The organism is Rhodococcus sp. EPR-147 (assembly GCF_001647185.1).
Classification (GTDB): Bacteria; Actinomycetota; Actinomycetes; order Mycobacteriales; family Mycobacteriaceae; genus Rhodococcoides.
Genome location: NZ_LVCU01000569.1, coordinates 1 through 26,738, shown reverse-complemented (window position 1 = coordinate 26,738; position 26,738 = coordinate 1). Strand labels below are relative to the sequence as shown.

Genomic DNA, 26,738 nt, shown 5'->3' with positions numbered 1-26,738 from the left:
GAGCGTCGAGTTTCAGGCGTCCCCCCGACGAGACGTGCGAACACTGGACATAATCCTGCCACGAAGAGTCATTCGTTCGCGCTATATGAATATCCGTTTACGGGGGAAATAGATAGCGTTAAGTGAGGTGGTTCACAACGCGAATTAATTGATCGGCGAACCGAAACCGCGCCTTTGCGCAGAGTTAACGTGGCCGCAATGAATGCACCGAGAAATGGGCGCGTCGAACCCAATCAAAAGGGGCATGCGGTTTGCGAATTAACAATCGGTCGATCGAATTTATTCAGCGGGTGACGGTCGCTCCGACGTACGGTGTCCAGGTGATCGCGCCGTACTGGAACGTCACCCGTACGCCGCCGCCGTACTGCGGCATCTCGTCGCTCGTTGCGGGCCCCAGGGTGGGATCCCAGGCGCTGTAGATGCCCCCACCGATGTTGTGGGTACCGCCGATGGCGGTGGAGAACACACGGAGGCCGAAGGGGCTGTCGAAATCCTGGTAGGTGCCGTTGAACGGCGTCGTCGGGAGAAATCCGGTGGCCCTGATCGATTCGGCCACAGCGCGAGGAACGGCGACGAAACCGTTTGGCATCTCGTAGAGAACCGCATCCTGGCGGTACTGCGCCCACGTATCGCGCACGGGGAACACCGGGCCCAGTACCGCTCCGGAGTTGTTCGGAGCGGCGGCGAAGCGGTTGTACTCGGCCGTGCGTGGAATGCCCTGCTGCAGCAGCCCCATCAGGCCCCACAGGGCCGGTTTGGCACCCCAGTTGCTCTCGAGCAGACCGAACGTGTCTTCCGGGTCGTTGCTGCCGGTTGCCTTGTCTCGCAGCGTGTACAGGAAGATCGGCCCGGTGTACGGCAGCTCGCGCCACTTCTGGATGAAGTCGGTGATCATCGCGTTCTGCTGATCTCCCGACACCGCGGAGGTGGGAACGCCGTACTCGGTGGCCCAGATCTTCTTGCTGCCGTCGCCGTTGGCGACCATGGCCGCGCGCATGTCCATGACCTGCCGGGCCGGTGAATGTTCGACGTACGGGCCCTCGGAGAACTTCAACGAGTACTGATACGGGTGGTAGGAGAGGGCGTCGAAACTACCTGCCGCACCTGCGGCGTACATCTGATTGGTGAAGTCGACGGGGTTGACGATGCCCCATCCCTGTTCGGCTGCGCCGAGGACTCCGCCGACGACGGTTGCGGCCGAGTCGGCTGCCTTGATCCTGGGGTACGCGGCTTTGAGCAGGGCGGTGTAGCCGGCCGCGTCGGGCTGCGGACCGTAGAACATCGACCCGTTGGGCTCGTTCCAGATCTCGTAGTCGGCCACTTTGCCCTTGTAGCGGGCGGCGACCTTACCGGCGAAATCACCGAACGCGGCAGGCGATGCCGGGCGGGTGTTGATGGGTTGATTCACCGGGGAGGTCGCCCACGGCGGGGTGTACGCGATGATGCCCAGCATCGAGATGTTCGCTGCTCGAAGCTTGTTGACAACGCGATCGACGGCCGTCCAGTTCAGCTGATTCTGGATGTACTCGACGGTGGACCACGGAATGGCGATGCGCATCGACTTGACGCCCATGCTCGTCATGAATTGCACGGTGGTGTCCAACTCCGCGTCGGAGGCCCACAGCAATCCGCCGCCGTCGGAAATGCCGACGCCGGGTGGGTTGGGGGCTGCTTCGGCGCGGGACGGGCCGACGACGTGGTCGGGTGAAGTGATGACGGACGTGACTCCGAAAGCGAGCCCGGCAGCGACGATCAGAACGGTTGTCGCTGACATTACTGTGCGAAAGCCACCGCGAAAGTGAACCATCTTCAATTCTCTCCACCAGGGGGTCCGTACCAACATTCGACGGGCCGGTGCGGGAATCATTGCACCTCGAGCACGCTTTTGTGCAAATCACAAAAAGCGGACCGATAATTATGAAACTGCTGGTCGAGTACCTCCGGCCGAAAGCAAGTTTTTCGTTTTCGTACTCTCGATGTTGTCGCCGTCGGGCTTGGTTTCCGTCGCTTTTTCCCACGCGTAGACGACGAATGCGAGCATCACGGAAAATGCCGTCGTCGTGGAAGGATTGCTGACGACGGGGAAGTCGAGTTGCAGCGCGACCACTGAGAAGCCGATGAATGTGCCGCCGTAGAAGCCCAGTTCCCAGCGTCCCGATCGCAGCATTCGGTAGCCCACAACGGCACCGGCAACGAGAATTGCGGTGAAGGCGAGGCCGGTGAATATCCCGCCGCGGTAGACGGTGAGCAGCGGCGAGTTGGCGACGAAGTTCACCTCGAATGCAGTCGCCGGATCGACGAATTCCGGCCGTCCCCAACCGAGGCCGAACAGCCAATGGCCTTGCATGTGGCCGGGGAATTCGGCGAGGGCATCGCCGCGTGCGCTCGAGCCTGCGTCTTCGTTGCCGAAGGACGAGAAGACGCGGCTGCGCACACTGGGTACTGCGAGCGCTCCGATGAAGGCAGCGATGAATGCGCCGACGATGGCCAGGCGTTCCCTGGTCCGCAGTTGTTGGAACGCGAACATCAGTACTACGCCGAACCCCACCGAGAACAGAGCCGCTCGCGACAGCGTCAGCACGATCGACAGGAACAGCAGAGCTGCGAGGGCGGTACGCAGGTAGCCACGCAGCAACAGGATGCACAGCATCAGCGCGAGGACGAAGCCGATTCCGGCGGCATTGGGGTCGATGTACGTCCCTGCCAGGCGAACCGAGGTGGCACCGGTGGGGCTGTAGACGAATCGAGTGCTCTCCTCCTCGGTGCCGTATCCGAGAATCGAGAGGTAGCGAATGAGTTTGCCTGCGGGATCACCGACGAAGATCAGCAATGCGAAAGCGGCGGCCCCGGATGCCGCGTAGACGTAGATCCTGCCGAACACCGCCATTTCCTCGCGCGGCATTCGCAACAGGCACACCACCACGAGGGTCGAGATCAGCCATTTACCGAATTCGAAGAAGTCGCCGAGTCCGGTTGCCATGACGACGACCGACAGTGCGGACAGGACGATCAGCGTTATGACGGTGGTTTCGGGCCATGTGATGCGGCTCACTGCCGTGCGGTGAATCACAGTGGCGAAGATCGTTGCGACGGCGAACGTGAAGACCAACGGCACGGGTGTGCCCGGAACGTAACCGAAGGGGAGCGCGCCCAGCGAAAAGGCAAGAGCGCGAGTCAGATACAGCGGGTGACGTAGGCCGATGTACGCTCCCACCGTCAGCGCGACTAGGGCGAATGCCCCCAATTTCGCCGGACTTCCGCCGACGATCATGGCGAATGTAACGGTTACGGGGATTGCCACGATGGCGACCCATCCGACCCGCTGCACGATGCTCATGGGTTCTGATGTTGTCACGCTTTCATGTACTCGCAACATCTACGCCGTGCCGAATCCTTCGCTGCGCTTTATTGTTTCCCCTTGACCGACGGTTATTCGATAGGAGCACTCGTGGAGATTCGAGAGTATTGGCGGATCCTTCGGGCGGGTTGGTGGATCGTCGCGCTGGCGACGGTCATCGGCGTTGCCGGGGGTTTTGCCTACACGTTCTTCACGACGCCTCAATACCAAGCGTGTGCCCGTCTGTTCGTCACCACCGAAGGTGGCAGCTCGGTCGGTGAGGCGTACCAGAACAATCTGTTCTCACAGGAACGCGTGTCCTCGTACGCCGGGTTGGCCACCAGCACCCAGGTTGCGCAGCGAGCCGTCGATCAACTGCAGTTGCAGCAGTCCGCGGCGGAACTGCGGTCCAGGATCACCGCGACGCCGATCGAGAAGACGGTGTTGCTCGATCTGTGTGCCACCGACGCCGATCCCGCGGTCGCCCAGGCGTTGACCAACGCTGTCGCCGGGCAGCTGACGCAGGTGGTGCAGGAACTCGAAACATCCCAGCGCGGCGGCAACCCCGCGGCCGGTGCCACCATCGTCGATCAGGGTGACGTGCCGACGGCACCGATCGGCATGGGTCTGGTCACGGCTCTCGTTCTCGGCGGCGCTGTCGGCTTCGTGGTCGGCCTCGCCCTCGCGTTGCTCCGCGGTCTGATGGATCGCTCCATTCGCGATCGTCCACGCGCCGAGGATGTCTCGGGCCGCGTCGTACTCGGTGGCCTCCCGGTGGATGCGACGCGTCCCACGGTGCCGGTGGCGTCGATGGCGACGATGGGTGAACCACTGCGCGTCCTGCGCACCAACATTCGGTTCCTCGGCGGCGGATCGCCGCCGCGCGTCATCACCATCACGAGCGCGGCTGGGGGTGAGGGGCGTACCAGTACCGCCATCGATCTCGCCGCCGTTCTGGCCGAGGCAGGGCATTCGGTGCTGCTCGTCGGCGGCGACCTGCGTAGCGCGGCCCTGGGCACCCGCTTGGGCATCGACCAGTACAGCGGCCTGTCCACCGTTCTCTCCGGTGAGCACAGCGTGGAGGATGCCATCCAGGATGACGTGTTCGACGGTGTGTCGGTGCTTCCGGCAGGGCCGGTGCCGCCGAACCCGAGTGAGTTGCTCGGATCGGACCGCACTCAGGAACTGCTGACGGCGCTGCGCGGTGACTACCGCTACGTCATCGTCGACACCCCGCCTCTGCTCGATGTCACCGACGGCGCAATCCTCACTGCATTGTCCGACGGCACAGTGCTTCTCGCCCGCACCGGCCGCACCACACGCGACAAGTTGCGGCGTGCGATCAAGGCGCTCGACGGCGTCGGCGGCACCGTGCTGGGCGTGGTGACCACCTTCGAACCCGCGGCCCGACGCCTCCGCGGTGGCAGTTCCGCGGCAAGCGAGGGTTCCAGTGAAACAAGCACTGCTGCAGACACTTCCACTGTGCCGACCACGCACGCCCCGTCCGGACCCGCCCACGCCGCGGTCCGGCCGAGGCCGGCGAACAACGACTCTGCGACGTCCTCGGCGAGCAGAGGATAGCTTCGATGTCAGGGAGGTGGACGGTCCGAGTCGGTGCCGTGCTGTGTGCAGCAGGGGTGTCGATCTCCTGCTCTCAGCAGGCTCCGATCGTGCTGCCGCCCGGTGCGCAGACCGCTCCCGTCACGGCCGCTCCGGCGACGTCGGAGCCGCTGCCACCGTCCGATTTCGGTGGTACCGGGCCGGGTTCATTGATCTCGGCCGAGCCGATCGAGGACATCGCAGCAGACATCACCGAGTTGGGTGCCACCGCGACGCGGGTGGTGTACCGATCGACGTCGGGTGTCACCGGGGAGCCGACGGAAGTCTCGGGCACCGTGGTGATCCCGGGTGGCACTGCGCCCGAGGGTGGTTGGCCGGTGGTGTCCTACGGGCATGGTACGACGGGCGTGCTCGAGGCGTGTGGGCCGTCGAGGTACGCCAACCTTCTCGGTAGTGCCCCCATCGTTGCGGCACTGGTGCTCAACGGTTTCGCCGTGGCCATGACCGATTATCAGGGGCTCGGGCTCGGTGGGTCGTATCACCCGTACCTGGACTCGAAGACGTTCGGCTACAACATGATCGACGCAGTCCGTGCGGCCAGGAACTTCGTGCCCACTCTCAGTTCGCGGTGGGCCGCCTACGGGGTCTCGCTCGGCGGCATGGCGGCCTGGGCGGCCAGCGACCGCAACGCCGAGTACGGGGGCGGGCTCGAGCTGGTGGGCACCGCGGCGATGGTGCCGGTCTCGGACATGTCCGGCTTGGCCGATGCCGCCGCCAATCAGACTCTGACGCGGGCCCAGTACCCGCTGCTGATGTACGCATTGCACACGCTGGCGATCAGCCATCCCGAGATGAACCTCGACGACTACCGATCCGGGTTGGCGCGGGAGCGGTGGAACGACTTCATGGAGTGCGTACCGCCGAAGTCCGACGACGTGCCGGGTCTGTTGGCAGGTCTGCAGGCCGCGGACCTGACGCCCGTCAGCGTCGAGGCGACCGATCGACTGCGCGGCTACCTGGCGGATATGGCTCTGCCGCAGCAGCGTTCGACGACGCCGCTGTTGGTGATGTACGGCAGCGAGGACGATCTGATTCTCGAACCGTGGACCGAGAAGGCGTTGCAGCGCGCGTGCGCTTCCGGAGACCTCGTCGAATACGAGCTGCATCAGGGCGAGGGACACGGAGATCTGGACAGCAGTCGGTCGGTTCCGTGGGTCAAGGGCATGTTCGCCGGCCAGCGTCCGGTGAACACGTGCGAGCTGAATCGATGATCGCCCCCACGGGTGTGCCGACCCTCAAGGACTACGGCCGTATTCTGTTGTCCGGCTGGGCATTGATCCTGGTCGCCGCGATACTGTCGGCGGGTGCCGGGTGGCTGGCGACGCAGTTGGTCGAGCCGACGTACACCGCAGCGTCGCGGGTGTTCGTCACCGCTCCCGGTCCCACCTCGCCCAAGAATTCGCTCGACGGCAATCGCGGGTCGCTGGTTCGCGTCGAGACGTATGTTCAGTTGGCCACCGGGGAACAGGTGCTGCGCCGCGTCATCGCCTCGCAGGGGTTGCCCCTCGAACCGGAGGAGCTGAAGAACGACATCACGGCGGTGCCCACTCCGGGCTCCGCGCTGATCGAGATCGCGGTGGTGAACTCCTACGCCGAACAGGCACGGGACATTGCCAATGAGGTTGCGGTGCAGCTCATCAAACTCGTTGGTGAGATCGATCTGGGTGCGGACGGAGCGGTGTCGGAGGTGACGCTCGTCGATGCGGCCACCACACCTGATCAGGTCACCACACCGACACCGATGAGCAACATGATTCTGGGGGGAGTGATGGGCACGATCCTGAGCAGTGTGCTGGTTCTGGCATTCGGAATTGCACGCGACTCGATCGACCATCGCGATCAAGTGGAGAACATCGTGAAGCAGGCGACCGCTGCCCAGCGGACGCCTGCTGCAGAGGGGGTCCGATGACACTGTCGAGAACGAGCCGAGCAAGACGAGCGAGCGGTGCCTGCGCACTGGCCCTGATCCTGGTGACGGCGGGGTGTTCCTCCGAAGAACCTCCCGCCGATCCGTACTCGATATCGGAGTCCGCTGCATTCGGTGCGACGCTGGACGCCGATTACGGTGAAGCGGGCCCCGGTTCGCTCGAGAGTGCGCAGCAACTCCTGACCATCGATCGTCGGGTCAGTGCGGTGTCCTCGGTGGCCGCGCGGGTGGTCTACTCGTCCACCTCCGGCGTCGACGGTTCGCCGCAGCGCGTCTCGGGCACGATCTTCGCACCGGAAGGCACACCGCCGGAGGGTGGTTGGCCGATCATCGCCTACGGCCACGGCACCACCGGCGTGCTCGAGGACTGCGCGCCGTCGACCGATCCCGAGCTGCTCGGCAGCTCGCAGATCGTCGCAGCGCTGGTGCGCGCCGGGAACGTCGTCACGGTGTCGGACTATCAGGGACTGGGCCTGGAGGGCTCATATCATCCCTATCTCGACGCGCGGACCGTCGGCAACAATCTCATCGACTCGGTGCGTGCTGCCCGCAAGCTGATTCCCGAGACGTCCACCAAGTGGGCGGCGTTCGGCGGATCTCAGGGCGGTCAAGCCTCCTGGGCTGCAAACGAACTCGCGGGCAGCTACGGCGAGGGTCTCGAACTGGTCGGCTCGGTCAGTTTGGTGCCGGCAGCCGATATGGTCGGTCTCGCGGACGCCGCCGCGAACGGAACCCTCACCGACGATCAGAAGCCGCTGCTGCAGTGGGTTCTGGTGGGCCTGGCCCAGTCACATCCCGAGCTGGACCTGGACGACTATCGCAGGGGCATCGTCGCCGAGAAGTGGGACGAGCTCTCGGCGTGCGGCGGTGTTCTCGCTGCCGACCGTACGTCGTTGGCGGCGCAGATCAGCGACGACGATCTGCGTCCGGCTACCCCCGAGGCGACGGCAAAGCTCGCGGAGTACCTGCGCGAGATGAGCTTGCCGATGTCTCCGGCCGCCGCACCGATGCTGGTTCTCTACGGCGGCAAGGACACGTTGATCTCACAGGCGTGGACCGAGACCGCCATCGCGGCCGGCTGCGCCGCTGGGGACACGATTCAATCCGTCCTCCAACCGAATTCCGGTCACGCAGACATCGACGGTGCTGCTGCGTTCGGATGGCTCGAAGACCGGTTCGCCGGCACCGAGGCCATCAGCTTCTGCCCGCCTCCTGCGCCATGACCTCCAGAAGGTACCCATGACCGCCACTCCCGACAGCACCGCGACCGCCGCCACCGCGATCGCCCCCGATACCCGTGCCAAGCGCCCAGCCCGCCTCGTCGGGCTCGACGGCCCCCGCGGATTCGCCTGCCTGTGCGTGCTTGCTGTGCACGTCGGCGGACACTATTCGCCGCAGACCGTCCTGACCTACAAGCTCGGGGTGCTGGGGCAGGGGTTGATCTTCTTCTTCGCGCTCTCGGGCTTCCTGATCTTCCTCCCGATGGTCCGAAAGCTGTTCGCAGGCAAACCGATGCCGAACAACGTCAGCTACGCGATGCATCGGCTGCTGCGAGTGTTTCCGGCGTACCTGTTCATCTTCTTGTTCGCCAACTACGTGATGCGTGCGGTGTTCGTGGAGAACGCTGCGGTGGCCGAACAGCATTTCACCGACAACGGCCTGGGCATCCTCACCGATCCGCTCACGCTGGTGGCCAATCTGACGTTGGTGCACACCTACATTCCGAGCATGATCCAGACCGGCATCAACCCGTCGTGGTCACTGTCGCTGGAATTCGCGTTCTACATCGCACTGCCGCTGCTGACAAGCATCGCGTTCTTCCTGCGCAAGCGCACGTCCATCTCGGCACCGGTGCTGGCGTTGATTCCGGTCGTGATCATGTTCGTCATCGGCATCACCGGAAAGCTCTACACCGCCTCGCGCGTGGGGCCGTCGGGCATCACCGATCCGAAACTGCTGGAATGGGGACCCAACGAGATCGCGGTGCTCAGCCGCAGCTTCTGGTCGCTGGCAGACAATTTCACCTACGGGATGCTGGCGGCGGTGGTGTTCGTCGCGATCGACAACGGAATGTTCAAGGGTGCCTTGGTCACCCGCATGCGGTGGTGGACGGGAATCGCGATGATTCCCACCGCGGTGATCTCACTGATGCTGATCGACAACAACTCGCGCTGGCAGACATCCACCGTGTCGTTCGGATCGGCCCTACTCATTCTGTTCATCATCGTGCCACTGGCTCGCGGTGAGCGGTCGAAGCTCGCCGAACGTGCCGATTGGGCACCGCTGAGCTACGTGGGCATGATCTCGCTCAGCGTCTATCTGTGGCACTTTCCCATCCTGATCATGCTGGGCCGCTTCGGATGGATGGCAGGCGACAGCCCGTTGGGACTACTGCGGAACTTCGTGTTGGTGAGCGCGGTGAGCATCGCGTTCGGGGCGGTGACGTATCGATTCATCGAGAAGCCGTCGTTGACGTACGCGCGTAGATTCAAGGCGAGCAAATAGATTCATGCACACCGTCCGCAAACTCGTCGCTCCGCTGATGCTCCTTCCTCTGCTCGCAGGATGCGCCGTGGTGGTGCCGCTCGGTGTGCAGGCGCAGGGGGCCGTGGCAGCGGCGGTGCGTGGTTCCGATCCGGAGCCGATGGACATCGCGAATCCCGGTACCGGTAGCGGCTCCATCGTCAGTGCCGAGACGATGCCGAATCTGCCGCTGCCGGTGCGGATGTCGGGTATCGACGCGGCCAAGGTCGTGTACCGCTCGGTGCAACCAGGGGTGGGTGAGCGCGAGGTATCGGGCGCGGTGTTCACCCCGTCCGGTGATGCACCCGAGGGCGGCTGGCCCGTCATCTCCTACGCCCACGGCACCACGGGTATCGAGCAGGCGTGCGCGCCGTCGAGGTCTGCGTCGCTGTTGGGTGCATCCGCGCTCGTACAGGGTTACACCACAGCCGGATTCGCGGTCGCCATCACCGACTACGAGGGCCTCGGGCATCCGGGCAACCATGCCTACCTGGACAACATCACCGCCGGTTACGACGTGATCGATGCCGTGCGAGCACTGCGTACGGTCTTTCCCGACGTGGGTACGCAGTGGGCTGCGTTCGGGGGTTCCCAGGGCGGCGGTGCTGCCTGGGCCGCGAACGAACTCGCCGATTCCTATGCGCCGGAGCTGAATCTGGTCGGGGCCGTCGCTCTGGCACCCACCGCCAACATGGTGGGTCTGGTGGACAAGGCAACCGCGGGCACGTTGACCGAGGACCAGGGGCCGGTGCTGCAGTGGATACTCGAATCACTCGCGCGGCGTGACGAGACCGTCGATCTCGACGACTACCGCAGTGGCAACGCCGAGCAGGACTGGGACACTCTCACCCAATGCACGCCGGACAAAGCGGGTGCGCGCACCGATGCGGCGAAGAGGCTCGGCGACAAAGACTTTGCGCCGAAATCCCCTGCGGCCGCCGCGGCGCTCCGGGACGAACTGACTCGGATGGCGCTGCCGACGGGGCCGGCGTCGGCACCGATGTTGGTGGCCTACGGAGATGCCGACACCTACATCGACGTGGCGTGGACCGATGCGGCACTGCAATCGGCATGCGGACTGGGCGACGTCATCACCATCGACCGGCAGGCCGGACGCGGCCATGGGGACGTCAACGGCGACGCCGTCAATCAGTGGTTGGCCGATCGATTCGCGGGGACACCGGCGCAGAACGATTGCACGTGAACAGGGGGAGCGTCATGGGGTTCGGTCAGAACGTGAAGGTACGGGCCAAGGACATCGTGAAGAAGCGTCTCGGACGCGGCATCGCGGTGGAGGCGATCGACGAGCCGTATCTGGTCGTGGCAGTGCTGGGGCAGTCCAATGCCCACGGTGCAGGCCGAGGGTTGGATCGAGCGGGTCTCGATGCGCCGCATCCACGGGTGCATCAGTGGGCAGCGTCGGGCCGGTCGAAGAACACCATCGTGGCGGGCAGCAACCCACTGTTTCACGAAGTGCCCTCCAAGGCAGTTGGATTCGGCCCGACGTTCGCCGCACGTCTCGCCAATGCGACGGGGAGGCCGGTGTTGCTGGTTCCGTATGCGCGCGGCGATTCGGGCTTCGCGCGGATTCACGGTATCTCCTGGGATCCGGCCGACACCGGAGCGCGAGTCAATTTGTTCTGGGATGCAGTGCAGCGCATCCGAACGGGGCTGGCGACCAAGCCCGGCAACGAGCTCGCGGCGGTGCTGTGGCATCAGGGTGAGAGCGATGTGCCGCTGCTGACAGGGCCGGTGTACGCACAGAAGCTCGACAGCCTGATCGACACGCTGCGCGGTGAGTTCGGCGACGTTCCGTTCGTCCTCGGTCAGATGGTGCCGGACGAGATCGAATCAGGGGATGCGAACTACGCCGTCATCGATGCGGTGCACGCCGATACGCCTCGACGTAGGGCCGGAGTGGCGTACGTGCCGGGCCCGCGGGGGCTCTACAACAGCGAGACCGAGAAGATTCACTACAACGGCGAGGGGCAACGGGAACTGGGACGCCGAATGTGGGAGGCCTTCACCCAGATGTCTCCGAGCGTCCGACGTTCGACCGACAATGCTTGACACAGGGCGTGGATGTCGCGCTAATTGGTGGTCGGTAAAGGCCGGGATGGGGGCCACGGGGAGAAGTCGGCAACGCTGTGGATGCGTGCGATTAATCCAGTGGAAACATGTAACGACCTGCGGGTTCATGGCGATCAAACCATCGTCACCAAGTGACACGACAAGTACGACAAGATAATCTGCACGACGGGGTGGCACGGAGCTGTGTCGATCACGCAAGGGTTCGACAATGCGTACGTACCGAGGGGAAATCAGTGTCAGTCAGCGATCTGGAAGCGCAGAGTTCGGTTGTCTCGCGGCGTGACGCTCGACGGTTGCGCAGGGTGACGTCGCGTCGTGAATGGGAAACGCATTACACCGAGGGCCTGCGTGTCACGGACACGGTGGTCGTTCTCGGTGCGGTGACGGTGGCGCAGATCATCCGCTTCGGCGACATCGATTTTCGTGAACCGTGGTCCATCGTCGGATACTTCGGAATATCCGGAATACTCGCAATTCTGTGGCTGACGTTTCTCGCCATCTTCCGCACTCGTAGTCCGCGAGTGATCGGCAACGGCTCGGAGGAATATCGCCGCATCGTGTCGGCCACGTTCCGACTCTTCGGAACCATCGCGATCCTCTCCCTGCTGTTCCGTCTGGACATCGCCCGTCTGTATCTCGCGATCGCACTGCCCGTCGGGCTGCTCGGGCTTCTGCTGAGTCGATGGGTATGGCGAAAGATCTTGTCGCGCAAACGCGCTCGTGGCGGATACCAAACCTCGGTACTCATCGTCGGCAGCCGTAGTTCGGCTCTGGCCATGGCCACCTCGTTCGAGCGTTCGCCTGAAGCCGGCTACAGCGTGGTCGGTATCTGCCTACCCAACTACGAGCCCGGCAACGACTCGTCGTTCACCATCGACGGCGTCGAGATTCCGGTACTCGGAGACGAGCACAGCGTTGTCGAGGCCATCGAGACCTCCGGCGCAGACACCGTCGCGGTGACGGCCACCGAACACATCGGCCATCATGGTCTGCGAAAGATGGTGTGGGACCTCGAGAAGAAGAAGGTCGACCTCGTGGTGTCGCCGGGAGTGGTTGACGTGGCCGGTCCGCGTCTGGTGATGCGTCCGGTCGCGAACTTCCCGCTCATCCACGTCGAGAAGCCGCAGTACAACGGCGCGAAGCGATTCAGCAAGACGGCGTTCGACTTCCTGTTCGCCGCCTCGATCCTGTTGCTGATCTCGCCGGTTCTGATCACTCTCGCCGTGATCATCAAGCTCACCAGCAAGGGCTCGATCTTCTACAAGTCCGAGCGAATGGGCATCGACGGCAAGCCTTTCCAAATGATCAAGTTCCGCAGCATGGTCCAGGACGCCGACAAGCGAGTGCAAGAACTGGCCGCCCTCAACGAAGGGGCCGGCGGGGTGCTGTTCAAGATGCGCGACGACCCACGAGTCACCCGAGTGGGCAAGGTGATGCGCAAGTTCAGTCTCGACGAGCTGCCGCAGTTCGTCAACGTGCTCAAGCGGGAGATGAGCGTGGTGGGTCCACGGCCACCGCTACGCAGCGAAGTGGAAACGTACGACGGCGAAGTGCGTCGTAGGCTGCTCGTCAAGCCCGGTATCACCGGGCTGTGGCAGGTGAGTGGGCGATCGGATCTGTCGTGGGAGGAGAGCGTGCGCCTCGATCTCTCGTACGTCGAGAACTGGTCCATGACAGGCGATCTGCTCATCATCGCCAAGACAGCAGTCGCCGTCCTCAAGAGCGACGGCGCGTACTAGCAGCGCTGACGCTCACCGTGCGGTCGGTCCGCTTTGTTCGTATCATTGCGCAATGACAACTGTGTCGCAGAACGGACGTGATGTTTCCATGGGGCAGAACACGTTTCACGATTTCCTTGCAGATCGCATCGACGTGATCGCGAAGGTTCATCTGAACCGGTCCACCTCGCTGCACGCGGTGATCGCCGACAGTGTCGACGCCTACACCTCGGCGTTCGCCGAGTATCACGGCACCGACGCACCCTTGGATCTTCTCGCTCCGGAGGTCCGCGCCGAGTTGAGCGATTTCGTCCACCGCTGCGCCGAGGCCGTCGAGGAGCCGGAGAACCCGCAGTTTCCCGTTCGTCGCTGAGAAACCTTCCTTTTGCTGGTTGTTCAGCTCGTCCTGTGACTGCAGTCTCCTGGGTGACGGGCGTGATGGCCTGTGTTTACTATTCCCCTGTGTGCGCGTGATCTGAAGGCGTTGTCCTCCAGATACTTACTGTGACGCTTCGTCACGGGCTCTTGTCGAGTACGCCATTGCTCAGAACGACTGACGGGGAAGATCAGATGCGAATCACAGTGTTCGGTACCGGCTATCTCGGTGCCACTCACGCCGCGTGCATGGCCGAGCTCGGCCACGAGGTTCTGGGTGTGGACGTGGACCCGGCCAAGCTTGCGAAGCTCGAAGCCGGCGAGGTCCCGTTCTGGGAGCCCGGTCTCGAAGAGGTGCTGCAGCGCAACATCGCGGCCGGACGGCTGCGCTTCACCGCGTCTTACCAAGAAGCTGCGGACTTCGCGGAGGTGCACTTCCTCGGTGTCGGTACTCCCCAGAAAAAGGGTGAGTTCGCAGCCGACATGAAGTTCGTCGACTCGGTCATCGAGACGCTCGCGCCGTTGCTCACCAAGCCGGCCGTCATCTTCGGTAAGTCGACCGTCCCCGTGGGGACGGCCGAGCGACTCGGCAAGATCGCCCGCGAACTCGCGCCTGCCGGCGACGACGTCGAGGTTGCGTGGAACCCCGAGTTCCTGCGAGAGGGCTTCGCCGTCAAGGACACTCTGCACCCGGACCGTCTGGTGCTCGGCGTCGATCGTGCCCGTCCGGGTCGCGCCGAGGAGCTCGCTCGCCAGGTCTACGCGCAGCTGCTCGACGAGAAAATCCCTTTCCTAGTGACCGACCTGGCCACGGCCGAGCTGGTCAAGGCGTCTGCCAATGCGTTCCTGGCCACCAAGATCTCGTTCATCAATGCCATCGCGGAGGTGTGTGAAGCCGCGGGAGCAGATGTCACCGTGCTCGCCGACGCCATCGGCCACGACGAGCGCATCGGCCGCAAGTTTCTCAACGCCGGCATCGGCTTCGGCGGCGGCTGCCTGCCCAAGGACATCCGGGCGTTCATGGCGCGGGCCGGTGAACTGGGTGCCGACCAGGCATTGACGTTCCTGCGTGAGGTCGACAACATCAACATGCGGCGCCGCACTCGTATGGTCGAGCTGGCACGTGAAGCATGCGGATCTCTCCTCGGTGCTCGAGTCGCCGTGCTCGGCGCAGCCTTCAAGCCCGATTCGGACGATGTTCGTGATTCACCGGCCCTCAACGTCGCCGGGCAGATCCAGCTGCAGGGGGCCGCCGTCAACGTGTACGACCCCAAGGCGATGGAGAACTCCCGGGCTCTGTTCCCCACTCTGACCTACAACAGCACTGCGCTCGAAGCCTGCGAGGGTGCTGACGTGGTGCTGGTGCTGACGGAGTGGAAGGAATTCAAGGCTCTCACTCCGCAGGACCTGGATTTCGTCGTGCGCAGCAAGAAGCTGATCGACGGCCGAAACTGTCTGAACCCGGAGCAGTGGCGTGCGGCCGGATGGAATTACCGCGGGCTTGGGCGTCCCTGATCGCGTTCGACCCGAACGAATGATTCATTCGATGGAATGAACTCGTGTGGCCGTTTTCTTTCATGCGACTTCTCGTTGTTTCGGCTTTTAAATGCTCCGATGTCGGCAATATCCTGGTTTCACCACAGGTTGGACGGAGTAGAGGTTTGTTCGGCGCGCTATCGGCGGGAGCAGGGCTGCCGATCGCACGATAAACGGTGCTGTAACTTGTGAAGTCTCACATTGCGGCGGTCAATTCTGGCCGTTGGTAACGTTTTTGGGCCACATCACGGTTACATCTAGTGGGTTCCTGTCGCACTTATCGCCTCGTCAGCGATGGTGTGGTAAACCGGATACCTGCTGTTATTCGTTTGTGATCTACGCCGCTCGCGTGGTGCATCGGATAACAGCGTGGGACTATTTCAATTCGATACCAGTTGCTCTCCGGATTGGTTCGAACCGAATTCGCCGTTCACCTCAGGTGTGCGCAGTAATGCAGAGGAGGGGAGCACGTTGGCATCTGTCGGGGCTGCACAGCGCTCTCTGTGGGGATCTCCACGTCGGTCGGGTGCCATGCCGACGCGCAACCTCACCTCACGTCACGTGTGGGAAGATCAGTACATCAGGCGGCTGCGGACGGCCGACGTAGTCGTCGTCGTTCTGTCGGTCGCACTGGCTCATGTCGTGCGCTTCGGTGACCGCGAAGTGGCGACCGCGGGTTTGCTCCCAACGGTGACGTACACCGGGGTATCCGTCGCCCTGGCCGCACTCTGGATCGCTTTCCTCGCCATCTTTCGTACGCGATCCCCGCGCGTCATCGGAAACGGTGCGGAGGAGTACCGACGTATTGTCTCGGCCACCTTCCGCCTGTTCGGTGTCATCGCGATCGTATCGTTGCTGTTCCGCATCGACTTCGCTCGCCTCTATCTGGCCATCGCACTACCGTTCGGGCTGATCGCACTGCTGGTGAATCGATGGGTCTGGCGGCAGGTCGTCACTCGGCTGCGAAGCAAGGGTGAGTACAAGACCTCGGTCTTGATCGTGGGCAGCCGCACGGCTGCGGTGTCGATGGCGCAGTCCTTCGAGAGGTCCCCTTCGTCGGGCTACGCAGTCGTCGGTATGTGCATGCCCGGCTACGAGGCTCCGCGGGACGGGCTGGTTCATGTGGAAGGTACCGACATTCCGGTACTAGGGGACGAGCACGACGTTCTCGACGCAATCGGTGAGTGCGGTGCCGATACGGTTGCCGTGACCGCAACCGAGCACCTCGGTAACACCGGCATTCGCAAGATGATCTGGGATCTGGAGAAGAAGGACGTCGACCTGGTGGTCGCGCCAGGTGTCGTCGATGTGGCCGGCCCGCGACTGGTGATGCGGCCCGTAGCGGGGTTTCCTCTGATTCACGTCGAGAAGCCGCAGTACAACGGCGCGACGCGATTCAGCAAGACAGCCTTCGACCTGACTTTCGCAGCTCTGGTGCTGGTGGTGATCTCGCCAATACTGCTGGCCGTCGCCATCGCGGTGAAGACCACGAGTCGTGGCCCGGTGTTTTACAAGTCGGAGCGGATGGGCATCGACGGCAAGCCGTTCTCGATGATCAAGTTCCGAAGTATGACCGCCGACGCGGACAGGCAAGTTGCGCATCTGTTGGATCAGAACGAGGGTGCCGGTGGAGTTCTGTTCAAGATGCGTGACGATCCGCGGGTGACACCCGTCGGCAAGGTGCTGCGGCGGTTCAGTCTCGATGAGCTGCCGCAGTTCATCAACGTTCTCAAGCGCGAGATGAGTGTGGTGGGGCCGAGGCCACCTCTGCGCCGTGAGGTCGAGACCTACAACGGTGAGGTTCGTCGGCGACTGTTGGTCAAGCCAGGAGTCACCGGTCTGTGGCAGGTGAGCGGACGATCCGACCTGTCGTGGGAAGAGACTGTCCGACTTGATCTTTCGTATGTCGAGAACTGGTCGATGGTCGGGGATCTACTGATCATCGCGAAGACCTTGAAGGCCGTGGCTGGAAGCGACGGAGCTTACTGAGCGGCATGTCCAAAGTTCATTACAAGCCAGATCTGTGCTGGGCATTAGAGGAGTGGAATCGATGAAACGCGCGTTAATAACCGGCATTACCGGCCAGGATGGCTCGTACTTGGCGGAACTGCTGCTGAGCAAGGGCTACGAGGTGCATGGCCTCATTCGACGGTCGTCTACCTTCAACACGTCACGCATCGATCACCTGTACCAGGATCCGCACGAGAAGGACGCCAGGCTATTTCTGCATTACGGCGACTTGAGTGACGGGGCACGACTCGTAACGCTGCTCACCGAAATCCAGCCGGACGAGGTCTACAACCTGGGTGCACAGTCGCATGTCCGCGTCAGCTTCGACGAGCCCGAGCACACCGGCAATACCACCGGCGTCGGATCGATCCGCCTGCTCGAGGCAGTACGCCTCGCAGGCTTGCAGTGCCGTTTCTATCAGGCATCGAGCTCCGAGATGTTCGGCGCGACACCGCCTCCACAGAACGAGGACACACCGTTCTACCCGCGCTCGCCGTACGGCGCGGCCAAGGTCTATGCCTACTGGGTCACCAAGAACTACCGAGAGGCGTACGGCATCTTTGCCGTCAACGGCATCCTGTTCAACCACGAATCCCCCCGTCGCGGTGAAACATTCGTCACCCGCAAGATCACACGCGCGGTCGCACGCATCAAGGCCGGTCTGGAACAGAACGTCTACATGGGCAACTTGGACGCCATCCGAGACTGGGGTTACGCGCCGGAGTATGTCGAGGGCATGTGGCGGATGCTGCAGGCCGATGAGCCGGACGACTTCGTGTTGGCCACCGGTGGCAACTTTTCGGTAAAGGACTTCCTGGTGGTGGCATTCGAGCGGGCCGGACTGGATTGGGAGAAGCACGTCAAGTTCGATGAGCGCTACCTGCGCCCCACTGAGGTGGACGCCCTCATCGGTGATGCCAGCAAGGCCGAAGCGAAGCTCGGGTGGAAGGCCACGGTACACACGCCCGAGCTTGCGAAGATCATGGTCGACGCGGACATCGCAGCGCTCGAACATGAGGGTCGCCCCTGGATCGACCGTCCGGCACTCCCGGATTGGGCATGAGCACCGTGGCAACGAACGGGTCGGTTGTATCCGACTACACGCCAGGTCCGTTGGACCGTGATGCGCCGTTCTATGTCGCGGGACATCGCGGCCTGGTGGGGTCCGCTATCTGGCGCCAGCTCGAGGGATCCGGTTTCACCGATCTGATCGGCCGCTCGTCATCCGAGTTGGATCTCAAGGACCGTGAGGCGGTATTTGCGTTCTTCGAGGAAACCAAGCCGAAGACGGTGGTACTCGCCGCAGCCAAAGTAGGCGGCATCCTTGCGAACAGCACGTACCCGGTCGATTTCCTCTCGGACAACCTGCGAATCCAGGTGAACGTGTTGGACGCGGCCTTGGCGCAAAACGTCGAGCGCGTGTTATTCCTCGGGTCGTCCTGCATTTACCCGAAGTTGGCTCCGCAGCCGATCAAGGAGGAGTACCTCCTCACCGGCCACCTGGAGCCGACCAACGACGCGTATGCCATCGCGAAGATCGCCGGCATCCTGCAGATTCAGTCGGTACGTAAGCAGTACGGCCTGCCATGGATCTCGGCGATGCCGACCAATCTGTACGGCCCGGGTGACAACTTCTCTCCGAAGGGTTCGCACGTCCTGCCGGCCCTGATCCGTCGCTACGACGAGGCTCGCCGCGCCGGCATCGACACGGTGACGAACTGGGGTAGTGGTTCACCGCGACGTGAGTTCTTGCATGTCGACGACATGGCAGGAGCGTGCATTCACCTGCTTGAGCACTACGACGGGCCTGATCAGGTGAACGTGGGTACCGGCGAGGACGCGACGATCAAGGAGATCGCCGGTATCGTGGCATCTGCAGTCGGGTTCGAAGGCAAGACCGAATGGGATATGTCCAAGCCGGACGGCACACCGCAGAAATTGTTGGACGTGAACAAGTTGCGGAGTGCCGGTTGGAAGCCGCAGATCGACCTTAAGTCGGGAATCTCTTCAACGGTGAAGTGGTATCGAGAACACATGAAGATCTTGCGAACTTAGCTACGGGCTGGATCCGTATACCCTGGCCAGCGCATTGATGTTCGCTGTGGGACGGAGCGATCTAACTTCCGGTTGGTTCTCGAGCACCGGCCGACCCTGACAAAGGATCTATAGTGACCGCTAATCTGGTAGCTGCATTGTCAACGATTATCGGGATAGTCGCTGTTTCCCTCACGTCCAGGTTCCGAATCGGATACCTAATATCTCCTTTCAGCGTTTCAATCCTTATGCTCGTCGCCATCTTCGGAGTTCGTCCATTGGTGATCGACTACTCTGCTGGCCCACGGTTGTACCAGTACGCGACCAACGACGGCGTGGCAGAAGCTACTATTGTCGGGTTGATCGCAATACTGTCCGTCATCTGTGGATATTGCCTAGTTCGTAACTCGCGATCGCCGGGTCCGAATGTCAACGAAGCCCAACGATCCAAAAAGCATCTAGCAGAACGTATGTCTCGCATCCCTGTAGGTGCAATGTTCTATGGATGCTCGGCCTTCGTACTCCTTTGGGTTGCGCTGATGGCCTTTCGAGGTGGCGGGTTCGACGCACTAATCGGAATGGCTGGAGGCCGGTCTAGCGCCTCGTCCCGCATTGTCGAAAACCTACCGCTTATCATTTACTGTTTGCCCGCAGCATCAGCATTGACGGCAGCGTCCTGGCGACTCGTGCGCGAGCGAGAAGGTATGCATCTCGCCGCAAGGGAAAAGATTGTGTACTGGACGGTTGTAATTATATCTCTATTCCCGCCCCTAATGCTGGGGAATCGCCGCTTTATCCTTCCGTGCGTTGTAGCTGCGGTAATTGCAGCGAATGTGAACCAGAAGCGATGGAATGCGCGGATCAAACTACATCAGCTTCTTTTAGCTGCGCTCGCATTCATGCTTCTAGCTATCGTCCCATTCATACGTAGCTCAGGTTCGCGGAATCAAGGTGATTCACTTCTTGAAGCGCTTATCTCATTTATTCAGACAGAAGGTCTGAGAGGGGTCTTGACCAATTTCTTTACGTCGTACGATACAGAGATGCTCGACTATATCGCGTATGTAGCGCCACGCCTCGGAACGGACGTGCCGTACGGGCTTGGCCGCGGGACGATCGAAGACATATTCTTGGCTGCAATACCCACGAGGATCTCAGGTACCGCGTCATGGTCAAACGAAATACTAATTGAGCTCTTCGGGCAACCATGCGGAGCAGGAATTTGCCCAGTTCCCAGTTTCGCGGGCACTGCATTCTTCGACTTCAGTTATGTGGGCGTCGTGGCAATCGGAGTCGTTGTGGGAGCGGCATCGAAGCTCTTTGAATCAGCAGTATTTAGAGCAAAAGGATTTGGATTGATTGCCGTCCTAATTCTGGGCGCGCTTCCCGCGACAGCAATTCGAGGCAATTATCCATCGCAGCTATGGATTGCTGTAAACATTTTGGTGACCGCTTGTGTCCTCGTTTGGATATTGATCCAAGTGTCTGGAAGATCAAAACCGAGCTCCAAACCTGTCTCGCGGCCGGCGGCGATTACACGAGAAATAGATCAACGCTCATATACCCTGCGGAAGCCATAACGGGTGCGTGCGAGATGTTCATCGACTTGAGCCGCCAGTCTGCTGTATGTAACGGATTAAGTATGATGAACTGCTGGGCCTCAGGCAGGCAATGGGGATCTAGCAGAATGAAAGAAAAGGCAAAATGGCGAGACTGGTAAAGCAGTTTTCTTGGATACTCCTAGGCAGGTTGATGGGTGCCGTCATCCAAGCCGTCAGTATGGCGTTGCTAGCCAGATGGATAGGGCCAGCCGATTTCGCAATCTTTGCCGCGAGCTATGGAATTGCATTAGTTATCCAAACAGTGGGTGACTTCGGGCTTTCAGCTCATATCGTGAGATCGAGGGCTCAAAATTCCCAGGACCCGGCGGCGGGATCTGCGCTGAAAACGCTAGCTTGGATCAATATGGCAATATGCGTCATAGGACTGATGGCAGCAGGAGCTGCAGTCGCGATCGACCCCAAGTTTCTCCCGCTCGTGCCGTTGGCGGTTTGGCTAGCTGCCGACAAACATGTCGAGGCTTGGCTCGGTATCCCGTTGGCTGACGGAAGGGCATGGCAAAACGCGACGTCTTTGGTCTTTCGGCGAACTATAGCCTTAGCGTTTTTGCTCAGTTCACTAGCCTTAGGTCATGGCGAGTTGTATATGTATTGCCTCGGCCTCGCAGTCGGCTCCATGATCGCTGCCGCGACGGTACAACGAAGTAACAAAGCATTGGTGCAGTACGGATCTAAAACCGAGTTCCGAGATGCATTCCGGAAGTCCCGCCCGTTCTACAGCAACTCAGTCGCGACACAAGTTCGTAATTTTGACACGCTACTTGTCGGCCTAGTTCTCAGCCCAGTGGCATCTGGACTATATGGAGCCGCAAGTAGGTTGACCTCGCCATTGCGTATGGTACCGACTTCATTTGCGAATATATTGATGCCGATCGCAGCGAGACAGGCAAATGGTGGATCCGAGCGAATTTTAAAACCAATCCTTGCGTTACTGGGCTTTACGACTTTGATGTACGCAGGCATCGCAACTGCGATTCCTTTCGTCATCACCCCGCTGCTCGGGAAGGATTATGACGAGGCTATACCAGTAATTCAGATAGTCTGCATTGGTCTCATCTTTGCGGCCGTAGCTTCTCCGGTGAACTCGCTGCTTCAGGGTTGGGGTCATCTGGCGGCAGTTTCGTGGATATCATGGTTCACGACGGGATATTGTCTTATCGCGATTCTCCTGCTCGGTTCGATTTTCGGCGTCTCTGGCTGCGGATTAGCGCTGGCGACGAGCTATGTTCTGCAGGTTCTGATGCAGGCCATATATCTTTGGAAAACGAAGGGAAGGCATCAAAAATGACCAAGGTGTTTATGAGCATTAATGCTGCGCCTGGAAATATCGGTGATATATATATTCGACGGCAGGTCGTAAGGGCTTTCGATCGTCAAGGAATCGGTGGCGTGCTATACGCAGGGTCGATGCCCGCGGAATACCTCGACGCGTTTCACCTTAGTGGCCGTTGGAAACTGGCGTCGTCATACACCAAGTTTCTACTACAACTGATTTCCAGCTATGCAACTAGAAGGTGCGTCTTCGTGATGGCACCTGGACCAGCCGAATTAGGAAGCCGTTTGGCCCCAACTCTCAAGCATGTTCTAGTCACGCTAGTGATTCTGGTTGGTCGAGTTACCGGAAACCGCGTGTTGGTCTTGGGACGCGCCATCCGTGTGCACTCCAGGGTGGGCGTCCTATTTGAGAAAATAATCGTTCGAAGCAGCAATATGTACGTGGTCCGTGACTCGACATCGTCAGACTTATTAAGCGAACGAAAGGTGCAATTTGCCCCAGATTTCGCTTTTGGCTCCAAATTGGAATCTCCTAATGAAGAGGCAATGGACCGAATTTATGCATCAATTTCTTTACGTAACGATCGCATCGTCAATCCAGCTGCGATCAGTGACTTAGTCGCCCGCATCAGGTCTACTGGACTTATACCTAGGCTGGTGGTCCAAGTTCGAGAGGATCAGGCTACCAGCTCGGCGCTGGCCGCCCTTGTTGGTATAGACATCGTATCTTGGGAAGAGTACACCTCGCACTCGGCGCAAGAAGACGTGATTCTATCGGCCTATCGTGAGAGCTCTATAGTTATCAGTGACCGCTTGCACGCACTAATTTTTGGTGCAATAAGTGGATCGATACCCATAATCGTGGAACGCACCGGCGAGGATAAACTTCACGTGACGTTGGATCCTGTACTTGGTCCTCAAAGCCTTTGGCTAAACGGGATACAACCCGTCTGTGAAATCGATTCCTCAGAGCTGGAGAGGGAGCGGATAATTTTCGCTACTCGGCGGGCAAGAGAGGATTTGGAGATGATCTGGACGGATATACTTAATCTGAGCGACGTATAAACTGCGTATGGAGAATACCGCTTGAAAACTCAAGACCGCCCGACACGACAGTGCGGTGCGCGCTGACCGGCGAATTGAGAAACGAACAGTTCAAGGACGCCATTGCAGTGCTTTAACAGTTTGGTCTTCGTCGGGCAGTGGAAGCGTCCTGTGAACGTCGGAGACAAGTTCAGTATTTTGCGGCAGCTGACATTGCAACTCAGGCATTTTTGCGTTCGACAGACTTGGGTGCTTCGAGCATAGAGTAGTCATTTAGGTCTCGATGCGCGATGCTACCTGCTCCAACGATGGCGTGACTTCCCACAGTTACGCCGCGTAAAACGATTGCGCGGCAGCATATCCACGCCGCGTCACCAATCGAAATAGCACCGTTATCGAACTCGAACGTGGCTGAACTTCGGAGATGGCTACCTGTGCACAGAAGGGCGTCTTGCGATATGCATACATTCGTTCCAATTGTTATTTTTTCGAGATTGAGCAACCAGGCACCTTCGCCCACCCAACATGAATCGCCGACTACCAACTTCCAGGGCCAGTGGATACGAACGCGGTGGCGTATGAGAACGTTCTTCCCGATACTCGCTCCAAATAGTCTTAAGACAGCGACGCGCGCGCCGGAAGGAAACCACCATTGTTGAATAATTGCCGAAGCGATCTGCCATAGAATTTGGGTGGCGACGTTACGACCCTTATCGTAGCCATGGCCGGTAAATCCGGCTAACGAGAGGTTCGGGTGTGTGCCTGATCCCATTGCTACTTCTCCTCGGGTTTGTGCTGCATTTGCGTTGCTTCGGAGTCTTGACGGTCAGCGCATGTATGCGGCTTTGTTGGACGCGTAGCGTTTAATTCCTATATCTTTGCGATCCAATCCTGCATAGATGACATTGCCGCATTCTCACTCAGATTGCGATCCCTGAAGATCGGCCCGTTTAGACCAATGGCGCGGGCGTATTTCGGGTCGGACCGCAGTATTTCTACTGATCTCAGTAAGGCCTCAGGATCATTCGGAGTTACCGTAATTCCTGCTCCTGATGCAGAAATCTCACCGGCCGTGACGCTCTTTGAGTCAGTTGCTGCAATGATCGGGACACCACTTGCAAAGTAAGTTGTGAGTTTACTCGGAACGGCCATGCTGGATAGTGATTCTAATTCGTTGACAAGTAGAGCATCCGCAGCTTGTATCGCCCTCGAAAACTGATCGTCTGGTAACGGGTCTAAAAATCGGACGTGAGTGCAGGAACCGGCTAACGATTGAAGCGACTTACGCTGATTTCCGTCTCCTAGAAGAATAAATTTGATTTTCAGACATCGAGATTGAGCTAGTTTTGCAGCTTCGATTACGCTATGCAGACCTTGTTTGACCCCCATGTTTCCGGCATGCAATACAACGAACTCGTCGTCAGCCCATGTGAGACGATGGCGTTCGTTATCCCTATCATCGAGCTTTTCAAGCTTCGAATGGTTCCAGTTTCTTACGACGTCAACACGGCCGCGGTCGATGCCCATCGTGTTGGTCAGAACATCCTTGAAGCGGTCATGAATTACGGCAACTCTTGACGCGTTTCTGAGCGAGTACGATTCAACCTTCGACATGAGTTTGGCACTCCGCCCGCTCAAGGTGCCGGTTTCAGCTACTCCAAGTCCGTACAGATCCTGTACCCAGATGCCAAGAGCCGCCCGTCGGCTCTTGTGTATAAGCTTCAGTCGTAACTGGACTGCAAGAGTAGAGATTAGTGATGGTGTTACCGAAATTATGACGTCTGGGTCTTTCCAGTTCGAAAAAATTGCCCGAATCGCAAAGGTAGCCTCGAGCATGAGTCTAGTAAAAGGCGATGGGTTAGATGGAACATATGACCGTTTTCGATGAACCGCCACCCCTCTTATGAATTCTGTTCTTGATAGTCCGTTGTATCCTTCTGCGATCCGCCACTCGGGGTAATGGGGGTAGGCGGTTATGACGCACACTTCGTACCCGGCCGCGGCAAGGTTTTCTGCAAGACCGGAAGTATAGGGGGCTATTCCTGTCTTTTCTGGCGAGTAGTTAATGCCAATGATAGTAATCGACTTCGGATTCATTTCCTGCTGCCGCTCCCTGGTCAATGGCGCTGAATCGCTTGTCATCTCAACTGCGCTATCATTTCGAGGTGTCGTGCCCTCTCATTGTCGTCTTTGAAGCGCTGGCCTAGCACCCGTGCGGGCGCGCCGCCGCAAATTGAAAACTCCGGTAAATCTTTGGTGACTAGTGATCCAGCTCCGACTACGGATCCCGAACCGATCTTTACCCCGCTCAGGACGATCGCACCAGCTCCGATCCAGACGTCTGTTCCTATTGTTATTCGATCGCGCTCGTTTGGCTCACGGTCGCCGACCCAAGTGCTAAGTAGCATAGGTACTCCGAGCTCATCGAGTGCGTGGTCCTCTCGGCCCACAATTTGCACTCCCATGCCTATCATCGCGTAGTCCCCAATGGTCCCATCGACTTGTACGATCGATCTGGGTCCGATGCTGACGCATTTTCCGATTGTAAGTCCGTGCGGTGAGCTGACGATGGCGCCTCGTCCGGCGGAAAATCCCGGTCCCGTTTGGACGTTGCCGTAAACCGAAATCCTGTTTAGGATAGCTCGTGTCGCGGTTCGTACCACCTTAGGAAGTCTCGATCTGTTGTTCACTGTGAGTCTCCTCGATTTGGCCAGCCGTCGTCCGTTGTATTCATATTAGTTCCTGACAACGCGTTCCATAGTCCGTCTGCCATGGCTTCGGCGGAATAGTACTGGCTTACTTGCTGTGAAACTGATCGTGCGTCGACTGGAATGTCCTGAAGTTCGCGGGCATATTGACGCATTGCGTTTCCGAGGCCGTTTGGTGTCCCAGGATGGTAGCTTTTGACATGTCCAAACCGGGCTAACTCAATTTCGGGTGAATGCGGTTGGTCAAGGGAGTACAGCATTGGTGTTCCAAAGCCTAGACTTTGTGTGAGGCTGAGGCCGATGTAGCCGGGAGAGACAGAGAAGAGTGCGCGTGAGTAGACCTCTGACAACTTGTCGACATCGTCAATGCGGCCATGAAATATTACGCTCCCAGCTATTTCAATCTTTAGAATGGATGCCTCGATCGTGTCGGCCATTGACCCGAAACCGACTATCTCGAGCTTGTAGCCATCCTTTGCGAGCTCAGATATTGTAAACGCCTCGATTAGCTGGTCGGTATTCTTGCCGGGTTCTAGTCGACCCACGTATAAGATTGAGCGTAGGTGTACTGCTTTTTCAGTTTTGAGACTCTTGACTGAGTACAGTGAATTGGGGGCAACCCAGACCGGCTGGTGAGGTAAGTCGTTTCGAGCTGGTACAACGCTGTCGTAGCCGTAGAGTATTGTGCCTTGGACGATACGCCGCATTAGAAGACGCAGAGCGGCAGTTTTGGAACTTGCTCCTGATCTTGGGTACAGGTGACCCCAGGCAAGTGTGCGGCGTCTTAGGGTGAATCGTGTTCCCGCTATCCACCATGCGGTGATACTTCGAGGATTGAGGTCGATAACAGCGACATCTGCCGCGATTGCTGCTGTGACATTGCCTAGTTGGAGCAGTACCTTATTTCTGAGCAGCCCAATA

General features: G+C 59.9%; 21 protein-coding genes. 16 read left to right on the top strand and 5 right to left on the bottom strand.

Features of this window, described 5'->3' with window-relative positions:
* Positions 1-283: 283 nt before the first annotated feature.
* Both A2J02_RS25520 and A2J02_RS25515 read right to left on the bottom strand, forming a co-directional pair.
* Positions 284-1,774, bottom strand: a complete 1,491-nt coding sequence (locus A2J02_RS25520; protein ID WP_231893777.1) for a cellulase family glycosylhydrolase — start codon at positions 1,772-1,774, stop codon at positions 284-286.
* 141 nt (positions 1,775-1,915) lie between these two features.
* Positions 1,916-3,337 carry an O-antigen ligase family protein gene (locus tag A2J02_RS25515; protein ID WP_231911510.1) on the bottom strand — a complete coding sequence of 474 codons (1,422 nt, stop codon included), beginning with the start codon at positions 3,335-3,337 and terminating at the stop codon, positions 1,916-1,918.
* A gap of 111 nt (positions 3,338-3,448) precedes the next feature.
* On the opposite strand from A2J02_RS25515, the gene A2J02_RS25510 reads away from it, so the two are divergent.
* The 16 genes from A2J02_RS25510 (at position 3,449) to A2J02_RS27475 (ending at position 23,130) form a co-directional block, all read left to right on the top strand.
* Positions 3,449-4,918 (top strand): polysaccharide biosynthesis tyrosine autokinase, encoded by a 1,470-nt coding sequence (locus A2J02_RS25510; protein WP_082898718.1) that lies wholly within the window; start codon positions 3,449-3,451, stop codon positions 4,916-4,918.
* 5 nt (positions 4,919-4,923) lie between these two features.
* Positions 4,924-6,168: an alpha/beta hydrolase family protein gene (locus A2J02_RS25505; protein WP_068055389.1), complete on the top strand. Its 1,245-nt coding sequence runs from the start codon at positions 4,924-4,926 to the stop codon at positions 6,166-6,168.
* Positions 6,165-6,866, top strand: coding sequence for a YveK family protein (locus A2J02_RS25500; RefSeq protein WP_068055386.1), 702 nt, complete (start codon positions 6,165-6,167; stop codon positions 6,864-6,866). The genes A2J02_RS25505 and A2J02_RS25500 overlap by 4 nt, the downstream gene beginning before the upstream one ends.
* Positions 6,863-8,107 (top strand): lipase family protein, encoded by a 1,245-nt coding sequence (locus A2J02_RS25495; protein ID WP_068055382.1) that lies wholly within the window; start codon positions 6,863-6,865, stop codon positions 8,105-8,107. The genes A2J02_RS25500 and A2J02_RS25495 overlap by 4 nt, the downstream gene beginning before the upstream one ends.
* A 16-nt stretch (positions 8,108-8,123) precedes the next feature.
* Positions 8,124-9,389, top strand: a complete 1,266-nt coding sequence (locus A2J02_RS25490; protein WP_068055401.1) for an acyltransferase family protein — start codon at positions 8,124-8,126, stop codon at positions 9,387-9,389.
* Positions 9,390-9,393: 4 nt separating this feature from the next.
* Positions 9,394-10,611: a lipase family protein gene (locus A2J02_RS25485; protein WP_082898719.1), complete on the top strand. Its 1,218-nt coding sequence runs from the start codon at positions 9,394-9,396 to the stop codon at positions 10,609-10,611.
* Positions 10,608-11,477 (top strand): sialate O-acetylesterase, encoded by an 870-nt coding sequence (locus tag A2J02_RS25480; RefSeq protein WP_231893778.1) that lies wholly within the window; start codon positions 10,608-10,610, stop codon positions 11,475-11,477. Before A2J02_RS25485 ends, A2J02_RS25480 begins: the two co-directional genes overlap by 4 nt.
* A gap of 254 nt (positions 11,478-11,731) precedes the next feature.
* Positions 11,732-13,237, top strand: coding sequence for a sugar transferase (locus A2J02_RS25475; RefSeq protein WP_442971508.1), 1,506 nt, complete (start codon positions 11,732-11,734; stop codon positions 13,235-13,237).
* Between the two features lie 52 nt (positions 13,238-13,289).
* Positions 13,290-13,589: a hypothetical protein gene (locus A2J02_RS25470; protein ID WP_068282871.1), complete on the top strand. Its 300-nt coding sequence runs from the start codon at positions 13,290-13,292 to the stop codon at positions 13,587-13,589.
* 197 nt (positions 13,590-13,786) lie between these two features.
* On the top strand, positions 13,787-15,106 hold the full coding sequence (locus tag A2J02_RS25465) for a UDP-glucose dehydrogenase family protein (protein ID WP_068055373.1): 1,320 nt from the start codon (positions 13,787-13,789) through the stop codon (positions 15,104-15,106).
* Positions 15,107-15,658: 552 nt separating this feature from the next.
* Positions 15,659-17,116 (top strand): sugar transferase, encoded by a 1,458-nt coding sequence (locus A2J02_RS25460; RefSeq protein ID WP_068055370.1) that lies wholly within the window; start codon positions 15,659-15,661, stop codon positions 17,114-17,116.
* A gap of 61 nt (positions 17,117-17,177) precedes the next feature.
* Complete coding sequence (gene gmd / locus A2J02_RS25455) at positions 17,178-18,200, top strand: GDP-mannose 4,6-dehydratase (protein WP_068055392.1); 1,023 nt, start codon at positions 17,178-17,180, stop codon at positions 18,198-18,200.
* Entirely contained in the window at positions 18,197-19,192 is a 996-nt protein-coding gene (locus A2J02_RS25450; RefSeq protein ID WP_068055367.1) for a GDP-L-fucose synthase family protein, read from the top strand. Before gmd ends, A2J02_RS25450 begins: the two co-directional genes overlap by 4 nt.
* Before the next feature lie 113 nt (positions 19,193-19,305).
* Positions 19,306-20,751, top strand: a complete 1,446-nt coding sequence (gene wzy / locus A2J02_RS29115; RefSeq protein ID WP_197478141.1) for an O-antigen polysaccharide polymerase Wzy — start codon at positions 19,306-19,308, stop codon at positions 20,749-20,751.
* Positions 20,752-20,875: 124 nt separating this feature from the next.
* Positions 20,876-22,078, top strand: a complete 1,203-nt coding sequence (locus A2J02_RS25445) for a lipopolysaccharide biosynthesis protein (RefSeq protein ID WP_082898721.1) — start codon at positions 20,876-20,878, stop codon at positions 22,076-22,078.
* Positions 22,075-23,130, top strand: a complete 1,056-nt coding sequence (locus A2J02_RS27475; protein ID WP_197478139.1) for a polysaccharide pyruvyl transferase family protein — start codon at positions 22,075-22,077, stop codon at positions 23,128-23,130. The genes A2J02_RS25445 and A2J02_RS27475 overlap by 4 nt, the downstream gene beginning before the upstream one ends.
* Before the next feature lie 849 nt (positions 23,131-23,979).
* Here A2J02_RS27475 and A2J02_RS27465 read toward each other — a convergent pair.
* From A2J02_RS27465 to A2J02_RS27455, 3 genes are all read right to left on the bottom strand, one after another.
* Positions 23,980-25,206, bottom strand: a complete 1,227-nt coding sequence (locus tag A2J02_RS27465; RefSeq protein ID WP_082898727.1) for a glycosyltransferase family 4 protein — start codon at positions 25,204-25,206, stop codon at positions 23,980-23,982.
* A 41-nt stretch (positions 25,207-25,247) separates the two neighbouring features.
* Positions 25,248-25,517, bottom strand: a complete 270-nt coding sequence (locus A2J02_RS27460) for a DapH/DapD/GlmU-related protein (RefSeq protein WP_231893779.1) — start codon at positions 25,515-25,517, stop codon at positions 25,248-25,250.
* A gap of 278 nt (positions 25,518-25,795) precedes the next feature.
* On the bottom strand, positions 25,796-26,738 hold a 943-nt coding region (locus tag A2J02_RS27455), incomplete at its 5' end, for a glycosyltransferase (RefSeq protein WP_231911509.1).